Genomic DNA, 20280 nt, shown 5'->3' with positions numbered 1-20280 from the left:
TTGTCCCGCGAAAGGGCCAGCACAGGCGAACAAAGACTAGCGCTTCTCCCCCTCATAGTTATCCAGCGTATCCCGCGCAATCTCCCGTCCCAGGGCAATCAGCTCCGGCGCCTTGTAGAACTCGAAAAACCGGCATACCCGCTTGGGCACGTTGATCAGCACATCCGGCGGATACCCCGCGATCTTGTACTGTGCCAACGACGTCTGCATCACCTCGAAACTCTGGTTGATCAGGTCCAGCAGCGAAGCCGGCCCGACGTTGTCGATGATGAACGAACCGGTGGCAGACTTCGGTGCCCCCTCGCTTTCCGGCGCCGCCGCCGGTTGCTGGTTTGCAGGATCAGCCGCGTCGGCCAACCAGGGGTTGGGCGGCGCCAACCCTTCGGCGACGATCTCCTGCTCGATGCGGATCAGCTCCTCGGCGGGCTTGCGCCGGAACGGCAGGCGCGAACCCAGCGAGCTGAGCAGGGCATCGAAGCGCATCTTGAACGCCGCTGGCCGCTCGATCACCGGCAACTGGTACTGTTTCTGGTTGGTGGAGTTGAGGTTGACCGCAATGATCAGGTCGCAATGGCTGGACACCACCGGCACGATCGGCAACGGATTGAGAATGCCGCCGTCGACCAGCATGCGGTTGCCCTGCATCACCGGTGTGAACAGGCTGGGAATCGCCGCCGAAGCGCGCATGGCCTGATGCAGGCAGCCTTCCTGGAACCAGATTTCCTGCTGGTGGGTCAGGTCAGTGGCCACGGCCGTGTAGGGAATGCGCAATTGCTCGATGTTGATCTCGCCGACGATCTTGCGAATCTGGCCAAACACCTTGTCACCCCGAATCGCGCCGAGGCGGAAGCTGACGTCGACCAGGCGCAGCACATCCAGGTAGTCCAGGCTTTCGATCCAGTTGCGGTACTCCTCAAGCTTGCCTGCTGCGTAGATACCGCCAATGACCGCGCCCATGGAGCAACCGGCGATACAGGCGATGTCATAGCCGCGCCGCTCGATTTCCTCGATCACGCCGATGTGGGCATAGCCCCGGGCGCCCCCCGATCCCAACACCAGTGCTACACGTTTGCTCATGATCTGCCCCCCGCGCTGTGCAACCATGGTCCTACAATGCACCGAGCGTTGCCTGTGCTTCAATGTAGACTCTAGGCAAAGCGGGCCGGAAGCGGCACTTTTCGGGTGCCCGAGCGTCGAACAGCCACTCCTATTTCAACCATTGAGGTACCCCTGATGAAAGCCTGGATTTTCCTTCCTCTGATTGCCCTGGCCCTTGCAGGCTGCGCGGGCAAGACGGCCTATCGTGATAGCTGCGCGACGCAGCTGGATGCCGCCTGGAAGGAACTCGACCTGGCCAAGGCTGAAGGCTTTGCCGGTACGGTCAGCTACTCCAAGGCCTTGTCGCTGCTGACCGGGGCCAAGACCCAGCAGCAGTTCGAAGGCTTCGAAGGTTGCACCCATAAAGCCGAGAAGGCGCGTTTCTACATTCGTGAGTCGCGCGCCGGGCGCTGACCGAGGAGCGTCGTATGTCTGCCATGCTCGATCATGTGGTTGCCCAGATCCTTGCCTTGCAGGTGCGCCTGCTGGCCTGCCGCGAGCGCCTGGCTGCCGATACCGACAGCGAGGCGCTGCATGACCTTCGCATCGGTGTGCGGCGTCTGCGCAGCCTGTTGCGGCCGCTGCGCGAGTTGCCTGGGGTCGAGCAGCTGGAGGATGCGGCAAAGGCCCTTGGTACCCTGACCACGCCTTTGCGCGATCGTGAGGTGCTGGCGGCCGAATTGAGCAACCGAGGTCTTGTCGACGCCGCTCTGCATCGCCTGCAAGGGCGCGCCACGACCTTTGCCAATGTGGCCGCTAGCCCCCAGCTGGACAGGGTGCTGGCAATCCTCGACGCGTTTCCGCTGTTCTTGCGGGCCGCAGAGCGCGAAGGCCTGGCCAAGTCGTTGGGCAAGCGCGTCGACAAGCGCCTGGTCAAGCAATGGCGCACGCTGCTCAAAGCCCTGCAAGACCCCGCCCATGATCGCCATCGCTTGCGTTTGCTGATCAAGCGCGTGCGCTATGGCGACCAGGCTTATCCGCAACTCGAGCATGCGGGCCCGAAACTGCAGGACCTGCTGAAAAAGGCCCAGGGTGACCTGGGCAACTGGCATGACCGCCTGCAATGGCTGCTGCAGGCACGTGAACACGCCGATCTGGCGCCGTGCAAGGTCGATTGGGAGCAAGAGCTGCATGAGGCTGAAGGCAAGTCAGACGCCACGCTGGCAGCGTTGCAGGCTGCGCTGGAGCGGCGCAAGCCCGGCAAATGACCAATATGCGGGCTGATCGAGCGCGCCTGGCTGGATAGTATGGGCAGACACCTATTGCCGTATGCAGGAGCCGGCCCATGAACTTCAATCAACTGCTCGACGCCGTGCAGGAAAACCCCGAAGGGGTCTGCATTCCGGCTAACTGGGCCCAGGGGCGTGCCGCCTTCGGTGGCCTGATGGCGGCCATGGTCTACCAGGCCATGCGCCAGAAACTCTCCGATAACCGTCCTGTGCGCTCCCTGGCCATCAGTTTCGTTGCGCCCGCGGCACCGGACGTGCCAACCCGCTTCGAGGTCGAGGTGCTGCGCGAGGGCAAGGCGGTCAGCACGCTGCTGGGCCGCGCGGTCCAGGAGGGGCAGGTGGTGACGTTGGTGCAGGGTAATTTTGGCGCGGGACGGCCATCGGTGGTCGAGGTGCCGGCGTTGCCGGCCATGGAGATGAAACCGCTCGAGCAGGCGGCTCCCGAGCTTCCCTATATCAAGGGCGTCACCCCCGAGTTCATGCGCCATGTTGCCTTGCGCTGGGCGGTCGGCGGGTTGCCATTCAGTGGCAATCAGTCACGGCAGATGGGGGGATGGGTGCGGCTGCGGGATGTGCCCGAGGAGCAGGTCAACGAGGCTCACTTGCTGGCCTTGGTGGATGCCTGGCCACCGAGCCTGATGCCATTTCTCAAGCAGCCTGCCGCGGGTAGCACGCTGACCTGGACCATCGAATTCATCCAGCCGGTTGCGTCGTTGTCGACCTTGGACTGGTGCCGTTACTGTGTCGAGACCGAACATGCCCGGGATGGCTACGGACATGCGGCGGCTGCGCTGTGGACAGCAGGAGGCGAACTGTTGGCGTTGAGTCGGCAGACCGTGACTGTGTTTGCCTGACGAGCGAGGTGGCACTATCGCCGGCAAGCCGGCTCCCACAGGTACAGCACAGGCTCAAAGCTTTCGAGGAACCTGTGGGAAGCCCAACAGGTACAGCACAGGCTCAAAGCCTGCGAGCAACCTGTGGGAGCCGGCTTGCCGGCGATTGGTTTCAATGCCGATGCTTGTGCCGTTCGCGCCAGGCCTTCCACCAGGCGCCGCTAAGCAAGAAGCGAGGGAAGGTGATGAACTGTTCGGTCAGCAGCCGCTGCATGGCGTCCTTGCGGTCGGCGAACGGCTCTGGCTGTTCGGCTTCCAGCCGATGGCCCTGGCGCTGCAGGCCCAGGCCCGCGAGCAGGGCAATGATGCCCACGGCGATCTGCCCCAGGTCCAGGGCGAACAGTCCGGACAGCACCAGCAGCACGCCGAGAATGAACAGCGGTACGGCTATCAGGTGCAGCACCAGGTTGGTCGGGTGGCGGTGGTTGTGGTGATAGCCGCGCCATTGCCAGGCGGGCAAGTTGGGCAGTCGCTTGTTCATGGGCATTTCCTCGCGGTCATGCCCAAAGCTTAGTGCTGCCGCTCGATGGCAGCCAATCAAGGCTGGCTATGGTGACTATAGCTTCAGTTGGCCAATCGCCTTGTTCAGCTCGCCAGCCAATGCCGCCAGCTCGTTGCTAGTGGTTGCCGAGCCGACCGTCTGCTGCACGGTCTGCTCGGTGACGTCGCGAATACTGACCACGGCGCGGTTCATTTCCTCGGCCACCTGGCTCTGCTGCTCGGCGGCCACGGCGATCTGCGTGTTGCTCTCGCGCATCTGCGCGACCGCACCGGTGATCTCGGCCAGCGCGGCGCCCGCTTCCTGGGCTTGGCGGACGCAGTCATCGGCCTTGTACGAGCTTTCCTGCATGAACTCCACTGCATCGCGGGTGCCGGCCTGCAGGTCGGCGACCATATGGGTGATTTCATCGGTGGAGGTTTGCACGCGTCTGGCCAGGTTGCGCACTTCGTCTGCCACCACGGCGAAACCACGGCCCAGGTCGCCTGCACGGGCAGCTTCGATGGCAGCGTTGAGCGCCAGGAGGTTGGTCTGCTCGGCGATGCTGTGGATCACCCCGACCACGCCATTGATCTTCTGGCTGTCATCGGCCAGTTGGCGGATCATTTCGGCGGTCTGTTGCACGCCGCTGGACAGCCCGGCAATCGAGTCCTGCACCCGCCCGACCACGTCCCTGCCGCTGCCGGCCAGGTTGTCGGCGGTCTGCGACAGGTCGCGGGTAGCGCCGGCGTGCTGGGCAATATGGTGCACAGTGGCTGACATCTCGTTGATGGCCGTGGCGGCCTGGTCGGTTTCGCTCTGCTGGCCGAGCATGCCGTGGCGCACGTCGTTCATGCTCGCGGCCAGGCGGGCGGCGCCGGCGTCGAGTTGTGCGGCGGTGCGGGCCACGGTACCCACCACGCGGTGATAGGTCGCCTGCATGGCATTGAAGGCACCGGCCATCTGGCCGACTTCGTCGCCGCTGGCCAACGGCACCCGGGCTGACAAGTCACCGGTCTTTTCCACGTGCAGCATCACGTCCTTGAGGGTGTTGAGCTGGCTCAGCAGGAAGCGGATCAGCAACTGCGAGGCGCAGAGCATGGCCAGCATCAGGATCAGCACACACACAGCATAATTGCCGAAGCGCTCGAGGAACACCTGGCGCAGGCTCGGCGCCTGGGCCAGCACGGCCACCTGTTGCTCGCCATGGCGTAGCACCTGCGCGCCGCGCAGTGGGTTGTCGCCCAGAATCCAGGCCGCGGGCAGGGCCACCCAGCCTTGGGTATTGCGCAGGGCGTCGAGGGTTTCGCCGGCAAAACTTGGAGCCTGGCCGGACTGCCAGGTAATCACGTTGGCCTGGTGGGGCAGGGGTTGGCCGATGGGCCATGCCGACAGCAGCTCGGCCTGGGCCTGCGCCTGTGCCTGCGCCGCGTCGGTTCGGGCACGCTGCTCAAGGTGCACGGCATACAGCACCAGCAGCAGGGTCGTGACAAAGGCCACCGCGTTGACGGCCCAGAATTTGTACTTCAGGGAAATATTGCTAAGCCAGGCACCCATGGGTAGGTCTTCTCTGAGTTGAGCGGAAACAGTATTGGCAAGGTGCCATCATTGTGCCCGCTCACACCGGGGAAGCCTTGATGTGTATCAACGGATGCTTCGCGTTCGTCGTCTGGCTCAGGAAAGCTGGAAGAACGACCGGGCAGTCGCAGTGGTATGCGCCGCCGTGGCGTCGACGCTTTCTCCCCGGTGCAGCGCCACCTCGCGCAGCACCTCGGGCAAGAACGCCGGCTCGTTGCGCCCGTTTTTAGGTTTCGGCCGCAGGCTGCGTGGCAGCAGGTACGGCGCGTCGCTCTCCAGCATCAGGCGCCCTTGGGGAATGTTGCTCACCAACGGGTGCAGGTGCGTGCCCCGGCGCTCATCGCAGATCCAGCCGGTAATGCCGATGTGCAGGTCCATGTCCAGGTAGGCGAACAGTGCCTCACGCTCACCGGTAAAACAGTGCACCACCGCCGCCGGCAAGTGGTCACGGTAATCCTTGAGGATGGCCAACAGGCGCTCGCTGGCATCGCGCTCGTGCAGGAATACGGGCAGGCGCAGCTCAGCTGCCAGCGCCAGCTGGGCCTGCAAGGCTTTTTCCTGCAGGGGGCGAGGGGAGAAGTCACGGTTGAAGTCCAGCCCGCATTCGCCCACGGCACGTACACGCGGTTCGCCGAGCAATTGGCGTAGTTGTCGCTCGCTCTCGGCATCCCAGGTTTTAGCATCGTGGGGGTGCACACCGGCCGTGGCGAACAGGTGCTGGCCGTCGGCATCGAGCTGGTGGCACAGCTCCAGGGCCTGTTCGCTGACTGCCAGGCTGGTGCCGGTAAGGACCATCTGCACCACGCCGGCCTCGATGGCGCGCTCGACGATGGCCGCCTGCTGGTCGTGGAAACTGCTGTTGGTCAGGTTGACGCCGATATCGATCAGTTGCATGGTGCTACCTCGTGCCGCGGGCCGGCCAGCATAGCAAAAAGCGTGATATTCGAAAAAAAGCGAAGAACTTCAGGCTGTTGTGGCGGTCTTTTAGCGTCATTTATCAAGAATTCTCGCACCACATGGACAACGCCCACCGACCTCGGACACGTTTTCGCATGCTGCGATACCTGCTGACACTGTTGCTGATGCTAGGGCTGACGGCTGTCGGTCCTGCCTACGCACGCCCGCCGGGGCCCCAGCAGCATGTGCCTGCGAGCAAAGTCCGAGACCTTGATCAGATTCGCACCAGTAAAGTGTTGCGCGTGCTGGTCAACCAGAGCCGTAACAGCTCTGGTGAGGTCAAGGGTGAGCCGGTGGGTATCGAGTACTACCGTTTGCGTGGCCTTGAACATTACCTCAACGCTCGCGCCGGCGATGGCCAGCAGATCCGCCTGCAACTCATTCCCCGGGCCAAGGAGCAATTGCTGGGTGCGTTGCAGCGCGGTGAAGGCGACCTTGCCGCACCGGGTGAGCTGCTGGATCCGGCAGTGGTCGGTGGGGTAAACGGCAGTGCCCCTTTACTGGATCAGGTGCCAATGTGGCTGGTCGGTCGCAAAGGAGAGCGGAGTTTTACCCGTGTCGAGCAGTTGTCCGGACGCACCGTGGCGCTGACCAGTGCCAGCGCCGCGGGCGCGCTGATTCAGCAGTTGAACCAGCAGCTGGCATTGCGCAAGCGGCCGCCGATCAAGATCGAATGGGTCGACTCGACCCTGGCGGTGGAAGATGTGCTGGAAATGGTCCAGGCCGGTATCTACCACCTGACCATGGTCGAGCGGCCGATCGCCCAGCGTTGGGCGCGGGTAATGCCACGCTTGCGCCTGGACAGTCGCCTGCAACTGGGCCAGCCGCAAGCCATGCGCTGGTATGTACGGCGCGACGCGACGATGTTGCTGGCGACGGTCGACCGATACCTGCAAGGCTATCGCGCCCCGGAGAACCAGGACGCGGCGTTCGAGCGCATCTATCGGCGCCAGTACCGGGTGCATAATCCCTTGGACAGCAAGGACCGCCAGCGGCTGGCGGCATTGCGCCCGGTGTTGCAGAAGCATGGCCAGGCGCAGCAGATCGACTGGTTGAACCTTGCCGCGCTGGCCTTCAAGGAGTCGACCCTCGATACCCAGGCGCGTGGCAGTGGCGGTGCGCACGGCCTGATGCAGATCACCCCCTCGGCCGCCCAGCGGGTCGGCGTCAGCAATACCTCTACGGTAGACGGCAATGTCCAGGCCAGCGCCCGCTACCTGGCGCTGATCCGGCGCAAGTTCTTTGCCAGCCCGAAGATCAATGAGCGCGAGCGCATGGCCTTCGTCCTGGCGGCCTACAACCTTGGGCCCGAACGGGTCCAGGCCATGCGCGTCGAGGCCCGCAAGCGTGGCCTCAATGGCAATCAATGGTTCTTCCAGACCGAGCGGGTGGCCATGGAGCAGGTGGGCATGGGGCCGGTCAATTTCGTCAATAGCGTGAACAAGTACTTCCTGGCGTTCAACCGTGAACGGGCGGTGCTGGAGAGGGTGGCCAAACGCTGACCTCGCCAGTTGGCAGAGCACTGCAGCCCAGCGGGCGTCTGGCTGCGATCAAGGTCTACTTGCAGCTTGTCGCTCGAGCCTCTAGGATACCGCTTGCGCCGATTTAAACAGCTACTTGCGGGGCGCAGGACAGCCCTGGTACCAGGTCATCCGAAATACCGCTAAAGCGCTGGTTCGGTGACGCCTCCCACCGCTGCCCAGCGGGATTCGCGAGGCGGAGAGAAACTCCATGAGTTGCCCACGTACCAGTGTCTGTTTGAGCCCACTGCCTGTTCACCAGGCCTCCCGCACACCGCGCATCCTGCTCGGTGGCCAGCATCAGCCTACCCTTTTGCGGCACCTTGAAGGCCTTTCCCGGCGCAAGGGCCAGGCCCGCGCTTTCCTCATCCAGTTTGCTGAAACTGCTTGCCACCTGGAGCAGTTTGGCAACGACCGTTTCGACCTGGCAGTGATCCAGGCACCTGCCGCGCAAGACGCTGCCCAGGTAATCGGTCATCTCACCCGCATCGCGCGTCAGGGCCTGATTACCCGACGCTGAGGAGCGCGCTGTTGAGCACCAATATCATCACGACCGAGGGTCATGAGGCGCTGAAAAAGGAGCTGGACCATCTTTGGCGTGTGTACCGCCCGGAAATCACCCAGAAGGTCGCCTGGGCGGCCTCGCTGGGCGATCGCAGCGAAAATGCCGACTACCAGTACAACAAGAAGCTGTTGCGCGAGATCGACCGCCGGGTCCGCTACCTGCGCAAGCGCCTCGAGGACGTCAAGGTGGTGGCCTATTCGCCGCAGCAGGAGGGCAAGGTGTTCTTCGGTGCCTGGGTCGAGATCGAGAACGATGAGGGCGAAACCATGAAGTTTCGCATTGTCGGCTATGACGAGATCTATGGGCGCAACGACTACATCTCGATCGACTCGCCCATGGCCCGCGCCCTGCTCAAGAAACAGGAGGGCGACGAGGTGGTGGTGCATACGCCCACAGGCGAGGCGACCTGGTACGTGAACAGGATCAGCTACGGGCAATGAGGTGATGTTGTCTGTACTGGCCTCATCGCCGGCCCAGGCAACCCCTATCCTTCCCGCAACACCGCCAACGGGCTGGCATTCAGCGCCCGCTGCGTCCCCAGCACCCCAGCCCCACCTACCAGCAGCGCCCCAACCACAGGCAGCACCAGCAACCAAGGATGCGGGCTCCACTGCAGGTCGAACGCATAGCGATACAGCACCAGCGTAATCAGCTCGCAGCCCAGCGCCGCCAGCGCACCACTCACCGCACCCAGCAATCCGAACTCGATACGCCTGGCCTTCACCAACAGTGGTCGCGCAGCGCCCAGGGCGCGTAACAACGCGCCCTGACGGATTCGCTCATCCAGCGTCGCCTGCAGGCCGGCGAACAGCACCGCCAGTCCCGCTGCCAGCACGAACATCAGCACATACTCGACCGCCAGGGTGACCTGCGCGAGGATGCTGCGCAGCTGCCCCAGCAAGGCATCGACCTGCAGGATGGTAACCGCCGGGAAGGCCCGTGACAGGGCTACCACGTCCAGGTCATGCCCCGGCGCCAGGTAGAAGCTGGTGAGGTAGGTCGTTGGCAGGCCCTGCAGGGTGCCAGGTTGGAAGATCATGTAGAAGTTCGGCTGGAAGCTGTCCCAATGTACGCTGCGCAGGCTGCTTACCCGCGCCTGGCGTTGCTCGCCGCCAATGTCGAAGGTCAGCAGGTCGCCCAGTTGCAGCTTCAGGCTCGTGGCCAATTCGGCCTCCACCGAAACCCATGGGATTTCGCCGGCTGGCGGCAGCGCCTGCCACCATTGGCCCGCCGTCAGGTTATTGCCGATGGGCAAGTCAGCCGCCCAGGTGAGGCTCAGGTCGCGCTGTACTGCGCGCTCGCCGGCCGAGTCCTTGCTGACGACTTGCCGCACCGGCTGGTCGTTGATCTGGATGAGCCTGCCGGGCGTGACCGGATACAGCGGTGCCGAAGCCGCATTCACCTGATGCAGGCGCTGGGCAAAGGCCTCACGATCATCGGGCAGAATGTTCAGGGCGAAATGATTGGGTGCGTCCTTGGGCAACTGCGCTTGCCAGGTGTCGAGCAGTTCCGCGCGCAGCAGGGCTACCAGCGCCATGGCCAGCAGGATCAGGCCAAAAGCCAGGGCCTGGCCGGCCGCAGCCATGGGGTGGCGCAACAGCTGGCCGAGGCCAAGGCGCCAGGTCAGCGGCGCGCCCACCAGCAGCCGGCGCAGGCTGCGCAGGCCGAGCAGGAGCAGGCCGCCCAGCAGCAATGCCGCGAGCAGGCCGCCGCCGAGCAGGGCGAAGGTCAGCAGCAGGTCGAGACTGAGGCGCCACATGATCAGGCCCAACGCGAACAAGGCGGCGCCATACACCAGCCAGCTGCTCGGCGGTACCGGCAACAAGTCGCGGCGCAGTACCCGCAGCGGTGGTACCTGGCCCAGGGCGGCGATCGGCGGTAACGCAAAGCCGGCGAGGGCGACCAGGCCGGTGGCGATGCCCGCCAGGGCTGGCACGATGCCTGCGGGCGGTACCTCGCTCGGTAGCAGACCATGCAGCAGGCGGAACAGGCCCAGTTGAGCCAGCCAGCCGAGCAGGGCGCCTGCCAGTGCCGCGACCAGGCCGAGCATGGCCAGTTGCAGGCAATACAGGCCCAATGCCTGGTGACGCGAGAGGCCCAGGCAGCGCAGCAATGCGCTGGCATCCAGGCGGCGTGCCGCATAGCGGCTGGCCGATAACGCCACGGCCACGCCTGCCAGCAGCACGGCTACCAGGCTGGCCATGTTCAGGTAGCGTTCGGCCTTGCCCAGGGCGCCGCCGATCTGGCGGTTGCCATCACGGGTATCGAGCAGGCGCTGGTTGGCCGCCAGATCCTTTGCCAAGCCCTGGCGGTACTGGGCCAGGGCCTCGGTATCGCCGCGCCAGAGGTCACGGTAGCTGACCCGGCTACCGGGCTGAATCACGCCGGTGGCCTGCAGGTCAGCCAGGTTCATCATGACCCGCGGCGTCAGGCTGTAGAAGTTGTTGGCGCGGTCTGGTTCGTAGGTCAGCACGCGGCTCATGCGCAGGGTCTTCATGCCGACATCGATGCTGTCGCCAACCTTCAGTCCCAACGCTGCCAGCAAACGTGGCTCGACCCAGGCCTCACCCGGCGGTGGCCCGCCGCCGGGCGTTTCCTCGGCATAGGGGGCGGCGGCGCTGCGCAACTGGCCGCGCAACGGGTAGGCCCGATCGGCTGCCTTGATGCTCGACAGCTGGATGCCGGCATCACCGCCGACCACACTGGTGAATTCGACCACCTGGGCGTGGCTCAAACCCAGCGCCTTGCCGGCCTGGATCTGTTCGGCGCGGGCCGGGGCGCTGCCCTGCAGCACCAGGTCGGCACCCAGAAACTCGCTGGCGCGCAATTGCATGGCGCCGTTGAGGCGGGCGCCGAAATAGCCGATGGCGGTGCTGGCGGCTACGGCTACCAGTAGCGCGAAGAACAGCACGCGCACTTCGCTGGCGCGGATATCACGCAGCAGCTGGCGCAGCGCCAGGCCGCAGAGGCGGGACAGAGGCATGCGTGTCATCAGGCCTCCACCGGCGCCACCAGGCGGCCTGCGTCCAGGCGGATCAGTCGACGGCAGCGCCGAGCCAGGCGCTCATCATGGGTAACCAGAACCAGGGTGGTGCCGCGCTCTTTGTTCAGTTCGAACAGCAGGTCGCTGATGCGTTCGCCGGTGTGGCTATCGAGATTGCCGGTGGGCTCGTCGGCGAACAGCACCGCGGGGTGTGCAGCGAAAGCGCGAGCGATCGCCACCCGTTGCTGTTCACCGCCCGACAGCTGGCGTGGGGTGTGACTCAGGCGTTTGCCCAGGCCAACGCGCTCGAGCAGGGTGCGGGCCTGTTCGCGGGCATCGCGACGGCCGTCCAGCTCCAGTGGCAGCATGACGTTTTCCAGTGCGTTGAGGCTGTCGAGCAGCTGGAACGACTGGAACACGAAGCCAACGTGCTCGGCGCGCACCCGGGCGCGCTGGTCCTCGTCCAGCGGGCCCAGGTCATGCCCGGCGAGGATGACCTTGCCGGCGCTGGGGCGATCCAGGCCGGCAAGCAGACCGAGCAGGGTCGACTTGCCCGAGCCCGACGCGCCGACGATGGCCAGGCTGTCGCCCTGGGCAAGGTCGAGGGACAATGCGTGGAGGATGGTCAGGTCGCCTTCCGCGCTGGGGACCACTTTGCTAAGGTGCTGCGCAACGAGAATGCTGGGGCCCATGGAGAATCCGATGCGAGTGTGGTGGTTGAGTGCCGGTCTGGCCTTGTATTGTCTGGCCCAGAGCGCGGTGGCGGGAACACTGCTGATTGTCGGCGATAGTATCAGCGCCGGTTTTGGCCTGGATACCCGCCAGGGTTGGGTCTCTCTGTTGCAGACCCGGCTCAAGGACGAAGGTTTCGACGATCAGGTGGTCAATGCGTCGATCAGCGGCGACACCAGCGCTGGCGGCCAGGCGCGCCTGCCGGCGCTGCTTGCAGCGCACAAGCCGAGCCTTGTGGTGCTGGAGTTGGGGGGCAACGATGGGCTGCGCGGGCAACCCCCAGAGCAATTGCAACAAAATCTTGCTTCGATGATCGAACGCTCGCGTGCCTCGGGTGCCAAGGTGGTGCTGTTGGGCATGCGCCTGCCGCCCAATTACGGTGTGCGCTACACCACCGCATTCGCCCAGGTGTATGAGCAGTTGGCGGCGGAAAAACAGGTGCCGCTGGTGCCGTTTTTCCTCGAGGGCGTGGGGGGCGTACCGGAACTGATGCAGGCCGATGGCATCCATCCGGCACAAGGGGCCCAGCAGCGCTTGCTGGAAAATGCCTGGCCGGCGATAAAACCCTTGCTGTAACGCTTTAAACGGGACCGGCTTTCGGCTAATGTTGCGCCCCCCGTTTCGAGACCCCCCGATGCCGCGCCCTTCCTGGTCCTTGTTTGCCTACCAACTGATCGAGCCCGATGAGCAGCTCGACCTGTTCGCTTGCCAGGAAATCCGCGTCCACCTCGTGGCCCGTCAGCTTGAACTAGGCGTGCCGGTCGATCGCACCCTGTGCGGCGGCCTGCTGCCGGCTCAACCACGCTGGTCAGGGGTGCCGCGCTCGATCTATCGCGACGGTCGCTTGTGCGACCTGTGCCGGGCGATTCTCGATGCCCAGCGGCGCGGCATGCGCCCTGTATGGCCGGAACTCTGAGCACCTTTCATCATCTGAAACGCTTGTAAGCCGCCAATGCCTCCCGCTTGCATCGGGGCGGGTGTACAATCGATGGTCTTGACCCACCTTTCGAAGGATTTACCGGATGTTGCCGCGCTTTCCCGCCGTCACCCGTTGCCTGACCCTGGCCTCCCTGCTGGTAGCGGGCCCCGCCGTTGCGTTGGAACTGCCCCTGCCGCCACCCGGTGAAGACATCGTTGGCCAAGTGCGGGTGATCAAGGCCAAGTACGAGGACACCTTCGCCGACATCGGCACCGCCAACGACCTCGGCTACCTGGAAATGATCGCCGCCAACCCCGGTGTCGACCCCTGGTTGCCGGGCGCCGGCACCGAGATCATCCTGCCGACCCGCTACGTGCTGCCGCCGGGTCCCCGTGAAGGCATCGTCATCAACCTGGCCGAGTACCGCATGTACTACTACCCGAAAGGGCAGAACGTAGTGCATACCTTCCCCCTGGGCATCGGTCGCGAAGGCTGGGGTTCGCCCATCGCCAACACCAAGATCACCGCCAGGACGCCGAACCCGACCTGGACGCCGCCGGCTTCGATCCGTGCCGAGCATGCTGCGGACGGCGACATCCTGCCTGCCGTAGTGCCGGCGGGTCCGGACAACCCGCTGGGCCCGTTCAAGTTCACCTTGGGCGTGCCGGGTTACCTGATTCACGGTTCGAACAAGAAGTTCGGCATTGGCATGCGTACTAGCCATGGCTGCTTCCGCATGCTCAACAACAATGTACTTGAACTGTCGAAGATGGTCCCTGTGGGAACACCGGTGCGCATCATCAACGAGCCTTACAAGTTCGGTATCAGTGGTGGCAAGGTTTACCTCGAGGCGCACACGCCGCTGGATGATCACGGCAACCCGTCGGTGGTCGACAAGCATACGGCAGTGATCAACGCCTTGCTCAAGCGTGAAGACCTGGCCAACAACCTGCGCATGAACTGGGACATGGTGCGTGACGTGGTTGCAACGGAAGATGGCATGCCGGTCGAGATTGCCGTGCCGGTCAATAACCAGGGTACAGCGCCCATGGTCACGAGCATCCCGCCAGAACTGCAGTAACGGCTAACGCGATACATCAAGGCCTGCTCCTGGCGGAACGTCAGGGGTGGGCCTTTTGCTTTCTGCCAAGCGGCTTTGCCGAGGCAATAAAAAAGCCGACCCACAAGTGGGTCGGCTTCATAACAATCCGTGAGGATTATTACTTGCGGCTGGCTTTGTCCAGCATACGCAGAGCGCGCTCGTTGGCTTCGTCAGCGGTCTGCTGAGCCTTCTGAGCGGCTGCCAGAGCGTCGTCAGCCTTACGGTAGGCTTCGTCTGCACGGGCTTGAGCGCGAGCTGCTGCGTCTTCAGTCGCAGTCAGACGAGCTTCGGTTTCTTTGGATACGCTGCTGCAACCGGTAGCCAGAACTGCGGCCAGAGCCAGAGCAGAGAATTTCAGAACGTTGTTCATCGTGTTCCCCTTCAAGGACTTTCTATTAAATAGCCATCTCTCGGAAAAGAGAAACTGGCCGGCGTACATAGTACCCATTACTTGTAGTAAGTAAACTGACAGAGCGCAAGAACTGCAAAAAAAATGTTGCTGTAGGTCAGGTCGACAAGATTTGTGGGGGTTTTGTGAAAAAACCGTGCAGCCGTCGCAAGCGATTGTAGTACAGGAACTTTTTTGTTGAACTAACGGTGACTTTAACTGTCGTCCTGCGTCTTAAGCCCTAGAACATCCGGTAGCTGTTGCAAGCCAGGCGGATCACCGCCTGAAACGCTCGATCCTGCTATTTTTTAAGCGTCACCACCTTGAGCAATCGCGGTTCCCGCGCCTACTATTTGGGGTGCCCGGCCCGGCAGAACCATTGCATTCGGCTTGCGGTCCAAGGGGCAGAGGTGGCGTAGAGGTTCCTCCGCCGGATAAACCACCATCGGTTAAGGTAAGGGTCTGCCGAAAAGGCCTGCGAGGAGTAGTGATGAGTGAAGCGCTGACTATCCACCATGACCAAGCCGGTCATCAGTTCGAAACCAACGTGGACGGTCATCGTGCCTACCTGACGTACATGGACCTGGGCAAGCAGACGCTGGACATTTATCGCACCTTCGTGCCCAACGCCCTGCGTGGCCGTGGGATCGCTGCGGCGCTGACCGAGAAGGCCCTGGAGTACGCCGACCAGATGGGCTATACGGTGATTCCGTCCTGCTCGTATGTTGAGCGCTACATGGAGCGTCAGCAGCGCCATTCCAGCAAGGCCTGACCCCCTTCAAACAAAGCAGGGCCGCTTCACACCCCCCATTGCCGGCAAGCCGACAGAGGGGGTGTGAAGCGGCCCTGTCTTGTATCAGCCGCGCTGGCGCTGAGGCAGTACGTCCTTGAGCTTGGCGTGCATGCTGCGCAAGGTCTTTTCGGTGGCCGACCAATCGATGCAGGCGTCGGTGACCGAAACGCCGTACTGCAGTTCGTCCAGGTTCTTCGGAATCGACTGGCAACCCCAGTTCAGGTGGCTCTCGACCATCAGGCCAATGATGGACTGGTTGCCCTCGAGGATCTGGTTGGCGACGTTCTCCATGACCAGTGGCTGCAGGGCCGGGTCCTTGTTGGAGTTGGCGTGGCTGCAGTCGACCATGATGTTGGCCTTGATCTTGGCCTTGGCCAGATCCTGCTCGCACAGGGCGACGCTGACCGAGTCGTAGTTCGGCTTGCCGTTGCCACCGCGCAGCACCACATGACCGTACGGGTTGCCCTTGGTGGTGACGATGGACACCCCACCTTCCTGGTTGATGCCGAGGAAGCGGTGAGGCTTGGACACCGACTGCAGGGCGTTGATCGCCACGGTCAGGCCGCCATCGGTACCGTTCTTGAAGCCGACTGCCGAAGACAGGCCCGAGGCCATTTCCCGGTGGGTCTGGGATTCGGTGGTGCGGGCGCCGATGGCCGACCAGCTGATCAGGTCCTGCAGGTACTGCGGGGAGATCGGGTCGAGCGCTTCGGTGGCGGTCGGCAGGCCCTTTTCGGCCAGGTCCAGCAGCAGCTGGCGACCGATGTGCAGGCCATCCTGGATCTTGAACGAGTCATCCAGGTACGGGTCGTTGATCAGGCCTTTCCAGCCGACGGTGGTGCGCGGTTTTTCGAAGTACACGCGCATGACCAGATACAGCGTATCGGACACTTCCTCGGCCAGCACTTTCAGGCGTTCGGCATACTCGTGCGCCGCCTTGATGTCGTGGATGGAGCAGGGGCCGACCACGACGAACAGGCGATGGTCCTTGCCGTCAAGAATGTTGCGCACCACTTGGCGGCCGGCAGTCACGGTCTGCAGGGCCTTGGCGCTGAGGGGGATTTCCTTCTTGAGCTGATCGGGGGTGATCAAGGTCTCGTTGGAGGCAACGTTAAGGTCATCGATCGGTAAATCAGCCATCGTGTTACTCGTCAGGTCACGGGTGCCGGCCGCCAGCAATCCCCGTGCGGCCCAGCAGCAAGAATGTTCGCAGCGGGGAGCCGAACCTTAGCGCGTTACTGGGGGCGCGACAATGGCCTGAGCCCGCTGTAGCAGGGTTTTTCCCTGGTCGATTGGGCTTGTGCCGCTATTGGGGTGCGCACAAAGCTGTAATCTGTGTCAAAAAAGTGCATCCACAACTATCAGGAGATCAGCATGGCCCCACGTAAACCGCGCATCGGCATTATTGGCAGTGGTGCCATTGGAGGCTTCTATGGGTTGATGCTGGCGCGCGCCGGTTTTGACGTGCATTTCCTCCTGCGTAGTGAGTATGCCGTGGTCCGCGAACAGGGCTTGAAGCTCGACAGCGCACTGCATGGCACGTTGCAGATGCCCGTGCAGGCCTACGCCAGCGCCGCCGACATGCCGCCGTGCGACTGGTTGCTGGTGGGCGCCAAGGCCACCAGCAACGCCGAGCTGGCACCACTGATCGTGCAAGCCGCCGCGGCCGATGCCAAGATCGTGCTGTTGCAAAACGGCCTGGGCGTCGAAGAGCAGCTGCGACCCGCCTTGCCCGACAACCTGCACCTGCTCGGTGGTCTGTGCTTCATCTGTGTCAATCGCCAGGGCCCTGGCGAGATCCGTCATCAGGCACTGGGTGCGGTCAACCTTGGTTATCACAGCGGACCTGCCCGCGATGGTGGAGCTGCCATCGTCGAAGAAGGAGCCGGGCTGTTCCGCGCCGCAGGCATCGACTCCCAGGCCATGCCCAACCTGGCCCAGGCGCGCTGGCAGAAGCTGGTGTGGAACGTGCCCTACAATGGCCTGTCGGTACTGCTGGGCGCCAGCACTGCACCGCTTATGGCCGATGCCGACACCCGCGACCTTATCCAGGCCCTGATGGCCGAAGTGGTGGAGGGCGCTGCGGCCTGTGGCCATGTGCTGCCCGAGGGGTATGCCGAACACCTGTTCCGGATCACCGAGAAAATGCCTGACTATTGGCCGAGCATGTATCACGACCACGCCCAGCAACGCCCGCTGGAGCTCCAGGCTATCTATCACGAGCCTTTGAAGCAGGCGCGCGCAGCCGGTTGCAACCTGCCGCGCATGCACATGCTCTACCAGTCACTGGCGTTCATCGACCGCGCCAATCGGGCCGGCTGAAACCTCTGCAGCCCGCTGTGGCAGTGCGCCGGACGGCAAAGCGAGCGTCCGGCGCGCTGCTAAGCTGAAGCTTGCTCTGCCGCAACGGCAGTCGAGGAGGTCGAATGATCCGCTCCATGCTGTACGCCACCGACCTCGGTGTCTACGCCCCTTTTGTCATGCAGCATGCCTTGGCCCTGGCCCGCACTTTCGGCGCGGAGTTGTATGTCATACACGCGGTGGAGCCCATGGGGCAGTTCGCCGAATCCCTCCTGCAAAGTTACCTCGACGAGCAGACCCTGGATGAGCTGCACAGCGAGGGTGTGAACACAGTGATGGCCAACATCGAGCAGCGCGTGTTGGAAAATTTCCGCGACGAACTGGGTGAAGATGCCGACCTGGCCGTGATCAAGGCGGTGCGCGTACGCCAAGGCGATCCGGCCCAGGTCATCCTGGAGCAGGCGCAGCGACTGAGCGTCGATTTGCTGATCTTCGGCAGCCACGCTGCCGGTGCGGGGGTGGACGTGCCGCTTGGTCGGACGGCGGTACGCCTGCTGCAACTGTCACCGGTTCCGGTGTACATGGTGCCGCTCTCGCAGCATCTCGGGCGTAGGAAAATGTGAAGTTGGCAGTAGGCTCATTCGCAGAGGCGTGTAACAAAATAGTTCTAGTTTTATTTCGAGAACCACTAATATAGTTATATCTCGTCGCTGCCTGCTGCCGCTGACTTACCGCTGATTCGAGGGAAACCTATGAAGCTCCAACAACTGCGCTACATCTGGGAAGTAGCGCACCATGACCTCAACGTCTCCGCGACGGCGCAGAGTCTGTACACCTCGCAGCCGGGCATCAGCAAGCAGATCCGACTGCTCGAAGATGAGCTGGGTGTCGAAGTCTTTGCCCGCAGCGGCAAGCACCTGACCCGCGTCACTCCGGCCGGCGAACGCATCATCAATACCGCAGGTGAAATCCTGCGCAAGGTCGAGAGCATCAAGCAGATCGCCCAGGAATTCTCCAACGAGAAGAAGGGCACGCTGTCCATCGCCACTACCCACACCCAGGCGCGCTATGCCTTGCCGCCCGTCATCAGCAGCTTCATCAAGCAGTACCCGGAAGTGGCGTTGCACATGCATCAGGGTTCGCCCATGCAGATCGCCGAAATGGCGGCCGATGGCACCGTCGATTTCGCCATTGCCACCGAGGCGCTGGAGCTGTTCGGCGACCTGATCATGATGCCGTGCTACAAGTGGAACCGCTGCGTGGTGGTGCCTCAGGGCCACCCGTTGGCCAAGCTGCCGAAACTGACCCTGGAAGCGGTCGCCGAGTACCCGATCGTGACCTACGTGTTCGGCTTCACCGGTCGTTCGAAGCTGGACGAGGCCTTCAACCACCGCGGCCTGACGCCGAAAGTGGTGTTCACCGCCGCCGACGCCGACGTGATCAAGACTTACGTGCGCCTGGGCCTGGGTGTAGGCATCGTGGCCAGGATGGCGGTCGACAGCAAGCTCGACAGCGACCTGGTGGCCCTGGATGCCAGCGAGCTGTTCGAGGCCAGCATCACCAAGATCGGCTTCCGCCGTGGCACCTTCCTGCGCGGCTTCATGTGCGACTTCATCGAGAAGTTCGCTCCGCACCTGACCCGCGAAGTGATGGCCAAGGCCATTCAGTGCCATAACAAGCAAGAGCTTGAAGAGCTGTTCGAGGGTGTCGAACTGCCGGTGCACTGATCGGATAATGCATGGGGCCGCTCTGCGGCCCTTTCGCCGGCAAGCCGGCTCCCACAGAGAGCAGTTCAGCGCTCTACCTGTGGCAGCCGGCTTGCCGGCGAAAGGGGCGCGAAGCGGCCCCAGCTATTTATGCCTTGCTGATCAGGTTGCCAGCATGCAACCCGCATTCCTTCTGAGTCGACTCTTCCCACCACCAGCGGCCTTCGCGCTCGTGCTGGTTCGGCAGTACCGGGCGGGTGCACGGCTCGCAACCAATGCTGATGAAGCCGCGTTCGTGCAGGCTGTTGAACGGCAGCTCAAGCATGCGGATGTAGCCCCAGACTTCCGCGCTGGTCATCTGTGCCAGCGGGTTGAACTTGTACAGCGTACGCTCTGGGGTGGAGAACGCGCCGTCGATTTCCAGCGCCGGCACCTGGCTGCGGGTACCGGGGCTCTGGTCGCGACGCTGGCCGGTGGCCCAGGCGCTGACAGTGGCGAGCTTGCGCCGCAGGGGTTCGATCTTGCGGATGCCGCAGCATTCGCCATGGCCGTCCTTGTAGAAGCTGAACAGGCCTTTTTCCTTGACGAACGGGTCGAGCTTGGCGCGGTCAGGGCTGAGGATCTCGATCGGCAGGTTGTACTGCTCGCGCACCTGATCGATGAAGCGGTAGGTCTCCGGATGCAGGCGGCCGGTGTCGAGGCTGAATACCTTGACCTGCTTGTTCAGCTTCCAGGCCATGTCGACCAGCACCACGTCCTCGGCGCCGCTGAAGGAAATCCACAGGTCGTCGCCGAAGTGTTCGAAGGCAAGCTTGAGGATGTCCTGCGGGGACTTGTTGGCATAGGTCGCGGCCAGGGCGGCGACGTCGAAGGGTTGGCTCATCAGGCGGTTTCCATCTTGGCTGTGGCGCTGTGCGCTCGTAGTGGGTTGATGGTAACAAAAAATGGCAGGGTAGACGTGCTGCCTTGGGGCTTTGCAGCGCCTGTACTGGCCCTGTCGCCGGCAAGCCGGCTCCCACAAAGAGCAGGCCAGCGCTG

22 protein-coding genes are annotated in these 20280 nt (G+C 63.3%); 13 read left to right on the top strand and 9 right to left on the bottom strand.

Features of this window, described 5'->3' with window-relative positions:
* Positions 1-36: 36 nt before the first annotated feature.
* Positions 37-1077 carry a patatin-like phospholipase family protein gene (locus PMI38_RS15165; RefSeq protein WP_043273707.1) on the bottom strand — a complete coding sequence of 347 codons (1041 nt, stop codon included), beginning with the start codon at positions 1075-1077 and terminating at the stop codon, positions 37-39.
* A 156-nt stretch (positions 1078-1233) separates the two neighbouring features.
* Between PMI38_RS15165 and PMI38_RS15160 the strand changes: the two genes are divergently transcribed.
* The 3 genes from PMI38_RS15160 (at position 1234) to PMI38_RS15150 (ending at position 3181) form a co-directional block, all read left to right on the top strand.
* Positions 1234-1512 (top strand): hypothetical protein, encoded by a 279-nt coding sequence (locus tag PMI38_RS15160; RefSeq protein ID WP_008095558.1) that lies wholly within the window; start codon positions 1234-1236, stop codon positions 1510-1512.
* Between the two features lie 14 nt (positions 1513-1526).
* Positions 1527-2306: a CHAD domain-containing protein gene (locus PMI38_RS15155; RefSeq protein WP_008095555.1), complete on the top strand. Its 780-nt coding sequence runs from the start codon at positions 1527-1529 to the stop codon at positions 2304-2306.
* A 77-nt stretch (positions 2307-2383) separates the two neighbouring features.
* Positions 2384-3181: an acyl-CoA thioesterase gene (locus PMI38_RS15150; RefSeq protein ID WP_008095554.1), complete on the top strand. Its 798-nt coding sequence runs from the start codon at positions 2384-2386 to the stop codon at positions 3179-3181.
* A gap of 151 nt (positions 3182-3332) precedes the next feature.
* Here PMI38_RS15150 and PMI38_RS15145 read toward each other — a convergent pair whose 3' ends face one another.
* The 3 genes from PMI38_RS15145 to PMI38_RS15135 all read right to left on the bottom strand — a co-directional run bounded on the left by PMI38_RS15145 (position 3333) and on the right by PMI38_RS15135 (position 6170).
* Positions 3333-3701, bottom strand: a complete 369-nt coding sequence (locus tag PMI38_RS15145) for an Mpo1-like protein (protein WP_008095551.1) — start codon at positions 3699-3701, stop codon at positions 3333-3335.
* Positions 3702-3776: 75 nt separating this feature from the next.
* Entirely contained in the window at positions 3777-5255 is a 1479-nt protein-coding gene (locus PMI38_RS15140; RefSeq protein WP_008095549.1) for a methyl-accepting chemotaxis protein, read from the bottom strand.
* Between the two features lie 117 nt (positions 5256-5372).
* Complete coding sequence (locus PMI38_RS15135) at positions 5373-6170, bottom strand: TatD family hydrolase (RefSeq protein WP_008095546.1); 798 nt, start codon at positions 6168-6170, stop codon at positions 5373-5375.
* Between the two features lie 158 nt (positions 6171-6328).
* Between PMI38_RS15135 and PMI38_RS15130 the strand changes: the two genes are divergently transcribed.
* From PMI38_RS15130 to greB, 3 genes are all read left to right on the top strand, one after another.
* Positions 6329-7735 (top strand): transglycosylase SLT domain-containing protein, encoded by a 1407-nt coding sequence (locus PMI38_RS15130; protein ID WP_008095544.1) that lies wholly within the window; start codon positions 6329-6331, stop codon positions 7733-7735.
* Between the two features lie 229 nt (positions 7736-7964).
* Positions 7965-8273: a hypothetical protein gene (locus tag PMI38_RS15125; RefSeq protein ID WP_008095542.1), complete on the top strand. Its 309-nt coding sequence runs from the start codon at positions 7965-7967 to the stop codon at positions 8271-8273.
* A gap of 11 nt (positions 8274-8284) precedes the next feature.
* On the top strand, positions 8285-8758 hold the full coding sequence (gene greB, locus PMI38_RS15120; protein WP_008095540.1) for a transcription elongation factor GreB: 474 nt from the start codon (positions 8285-8287) through the stop codon (positions 8756-8758).
* A gap of 44 nt (positions 8759-8802) precedes the next feature.
* On the opposite strand, the gene PMI38_RS15115 is transcribed toward greB, so the two are convergent.
* Positions 8803-11310, bottom strand: coding sequence for an ABC transporter permease (locus tag PMI38_RS15115; protein ID WP_008095538.1), 2508 nt, complete (start codon positions 11308-11310; stop codon positions 8803-8805).
* Positions 11310-11993, bottom strand: a complete 684-nt coding sequence (locus PMI38_RS15110) for an ABC transporter ATP-binding protein (RefSeq protein ID WP_008095536.1) — start codon at positions 11991-11993, stop codon at positions 11310-11312. The genes PMI38_RS15115 and PMI38_RS15110 overlap by 1 nt, the downstream gene beginning before the upstream one ends.
* Positions 11994-12003: 10 nt before the next feature.
* Here PMI38_RS15110 and PMI38_RS15105 point away from each other — a divergent pair, with 10 nt between their 5' ends.
* The 3 genes from PMI38_RS15105 to PMI38_RS15095 all read left to right on the top strand — a co-directional run bounded on the left by PMI38_RS15105 (position 12004) and on the right by PMI38_RS15095 (position 14033).
* Positions 12004-12609 (top strand): arylesterase, encoded by a 606-nt coding sequence (locus PMI38_RS15105; RefSeq protein WP_008095534.1) that lies wholly within the window; start codon positions 12004-12006, stop codon positions 12607-12609.
* A 58-nt stretch (positions 12610-12667) separates the two neighbouring features.
* Positions 12668-12949 (top strand): hypothetical protein, encoded by a 282-nt coding sequence (locus PMI38_RS15100; RefSeq protein ID WP_008095532.1) that lies wholly within the window; start codon positions 12668-12670, stop codon positions 12947-12949.
* Between the two features lie 106 nt (positions 12950-13055).
* Positions 13056-14033: a L,D-transpeptidase family protein gene (locus PMI38_RS15095; protein WP_008095530.1), complete on the top strand. Its 978-nt coding sequence runs from the start codon at positions 13056-13058 to the stop codon at positions 14031-14033.
* 139 nt (positions 14034-14172) lie between these two features.
* On the opposite strand, the gene oprI is transcribed toward PMI38_RS15095, so the two are convergent.
* Complete coding sequence (oprI, locus tag PMI38_RS15090; protein WP_003259780.1) at positions 14173-14424, bottom strand: outer membrane lipoprotei OprI; 252 nt, start codon at positions 14422-14424, stop codon at positions 14173-14175.
* Between the two features lie 508 nt (positions 14425-14932).
* Here oprI and PMI38_RS15085 point away from each other — a divergent pair.
* Positions 14933-15214: a GNAT family N-acetyltransferase gene (locus tag PMI38_RS15085; protein WP_008095521.1), complete on the top strand. Its 282-nt coding sequence runs from the start codon at positions 14933-14935 to the stop codon at positions 15212-15214.
* An 84-nt stretch (positions 15215-15298) separates the two neighbouring features.
* Here PMI38_RS15085 and PMI38_RS15080 read toward each other — a convergent pair whose 3' ends face one another.
* Positions 15299-16375: a 3-deoxy-7-phosphoheptulonate synthase gene (locus PMI38_RS15080; protein WP_008095519.1), complete on the bottom strand. Its 1077-nt coding sequence runs from the start codon at positions 16373-16375 to the stop codon at positions 15299-15301.
* A 234-nt stretch (positions 16376-16609) separates the two neighbouring features.
* Here PMI38_RS15080 and PMI38_RS15075 point away from each other — a divergent pair, with 234 nt between their 5' ends.
* From PMI38_RS15075 to cysB, 3 genes are all read left to right on the top strand, one after another.
* Complete coding sequence (locus PMI38_RS15075) at positions 16610-17557, top strand: putative 2-dehydropantoate 2-reductase (protein ID WP_008095517.1); 948 nt, start codon at positions 16610-16612, stop codon at positions 17555-17557.
* Positions 17558-17661: 104 nt separating this feature from the next.
* Positions 17662-18159 (top strand): universal stress protein, encoded by a 498-nt coding sequence (locus PMI38_RS15070; protein WP_008095515.1) that lies wholly within the window; start codon positions 17662-17664, stop codon positions 18157-18159.
* A 129-nt stretch (positions 18160-18288) separates the two neighbouring features.
* A complete protein-coding gene (cysB, locus tag PMI38_RS15065) occupies positions 18289-19263 on the top strand; it encodes an HTH-type transcriptional regulator CysB (RefSeq protein WP_008095512.1) in 975 nt (324 codons plus the stop codon).
* Between the two features lie 127 nt (positions 19264-19390).
* Here cysB and PMI38_RS15060 read toward each other — a convergent pair whose 3' ends face one another.
* Positions 19391-20125, bottom strand: a complete 735-nt coding sequence (locus PMI38_RS15060; RefSeq protein WP_008095511.1) for a phosphoadenylyl-sulfate reductase — start codon at positions 20123-20125, stop codon at positions 19391-19393.
* Between the last annotated feature and the right edge of the window lie 155 nt (positions 20126-20280).

This window comes from Pseudomonas sp. GM84 (assembly GCF_000282535.1).
Classification (GTDB): Bacteria; Pseudomonadota; Gammaproteobacteria; order Pseudomonadales; family Pseudomonadaceae; genus Aquipseudomonas.
This window is presented reverse-complemented; position numbering and strand designations above follow the sequence as displayed.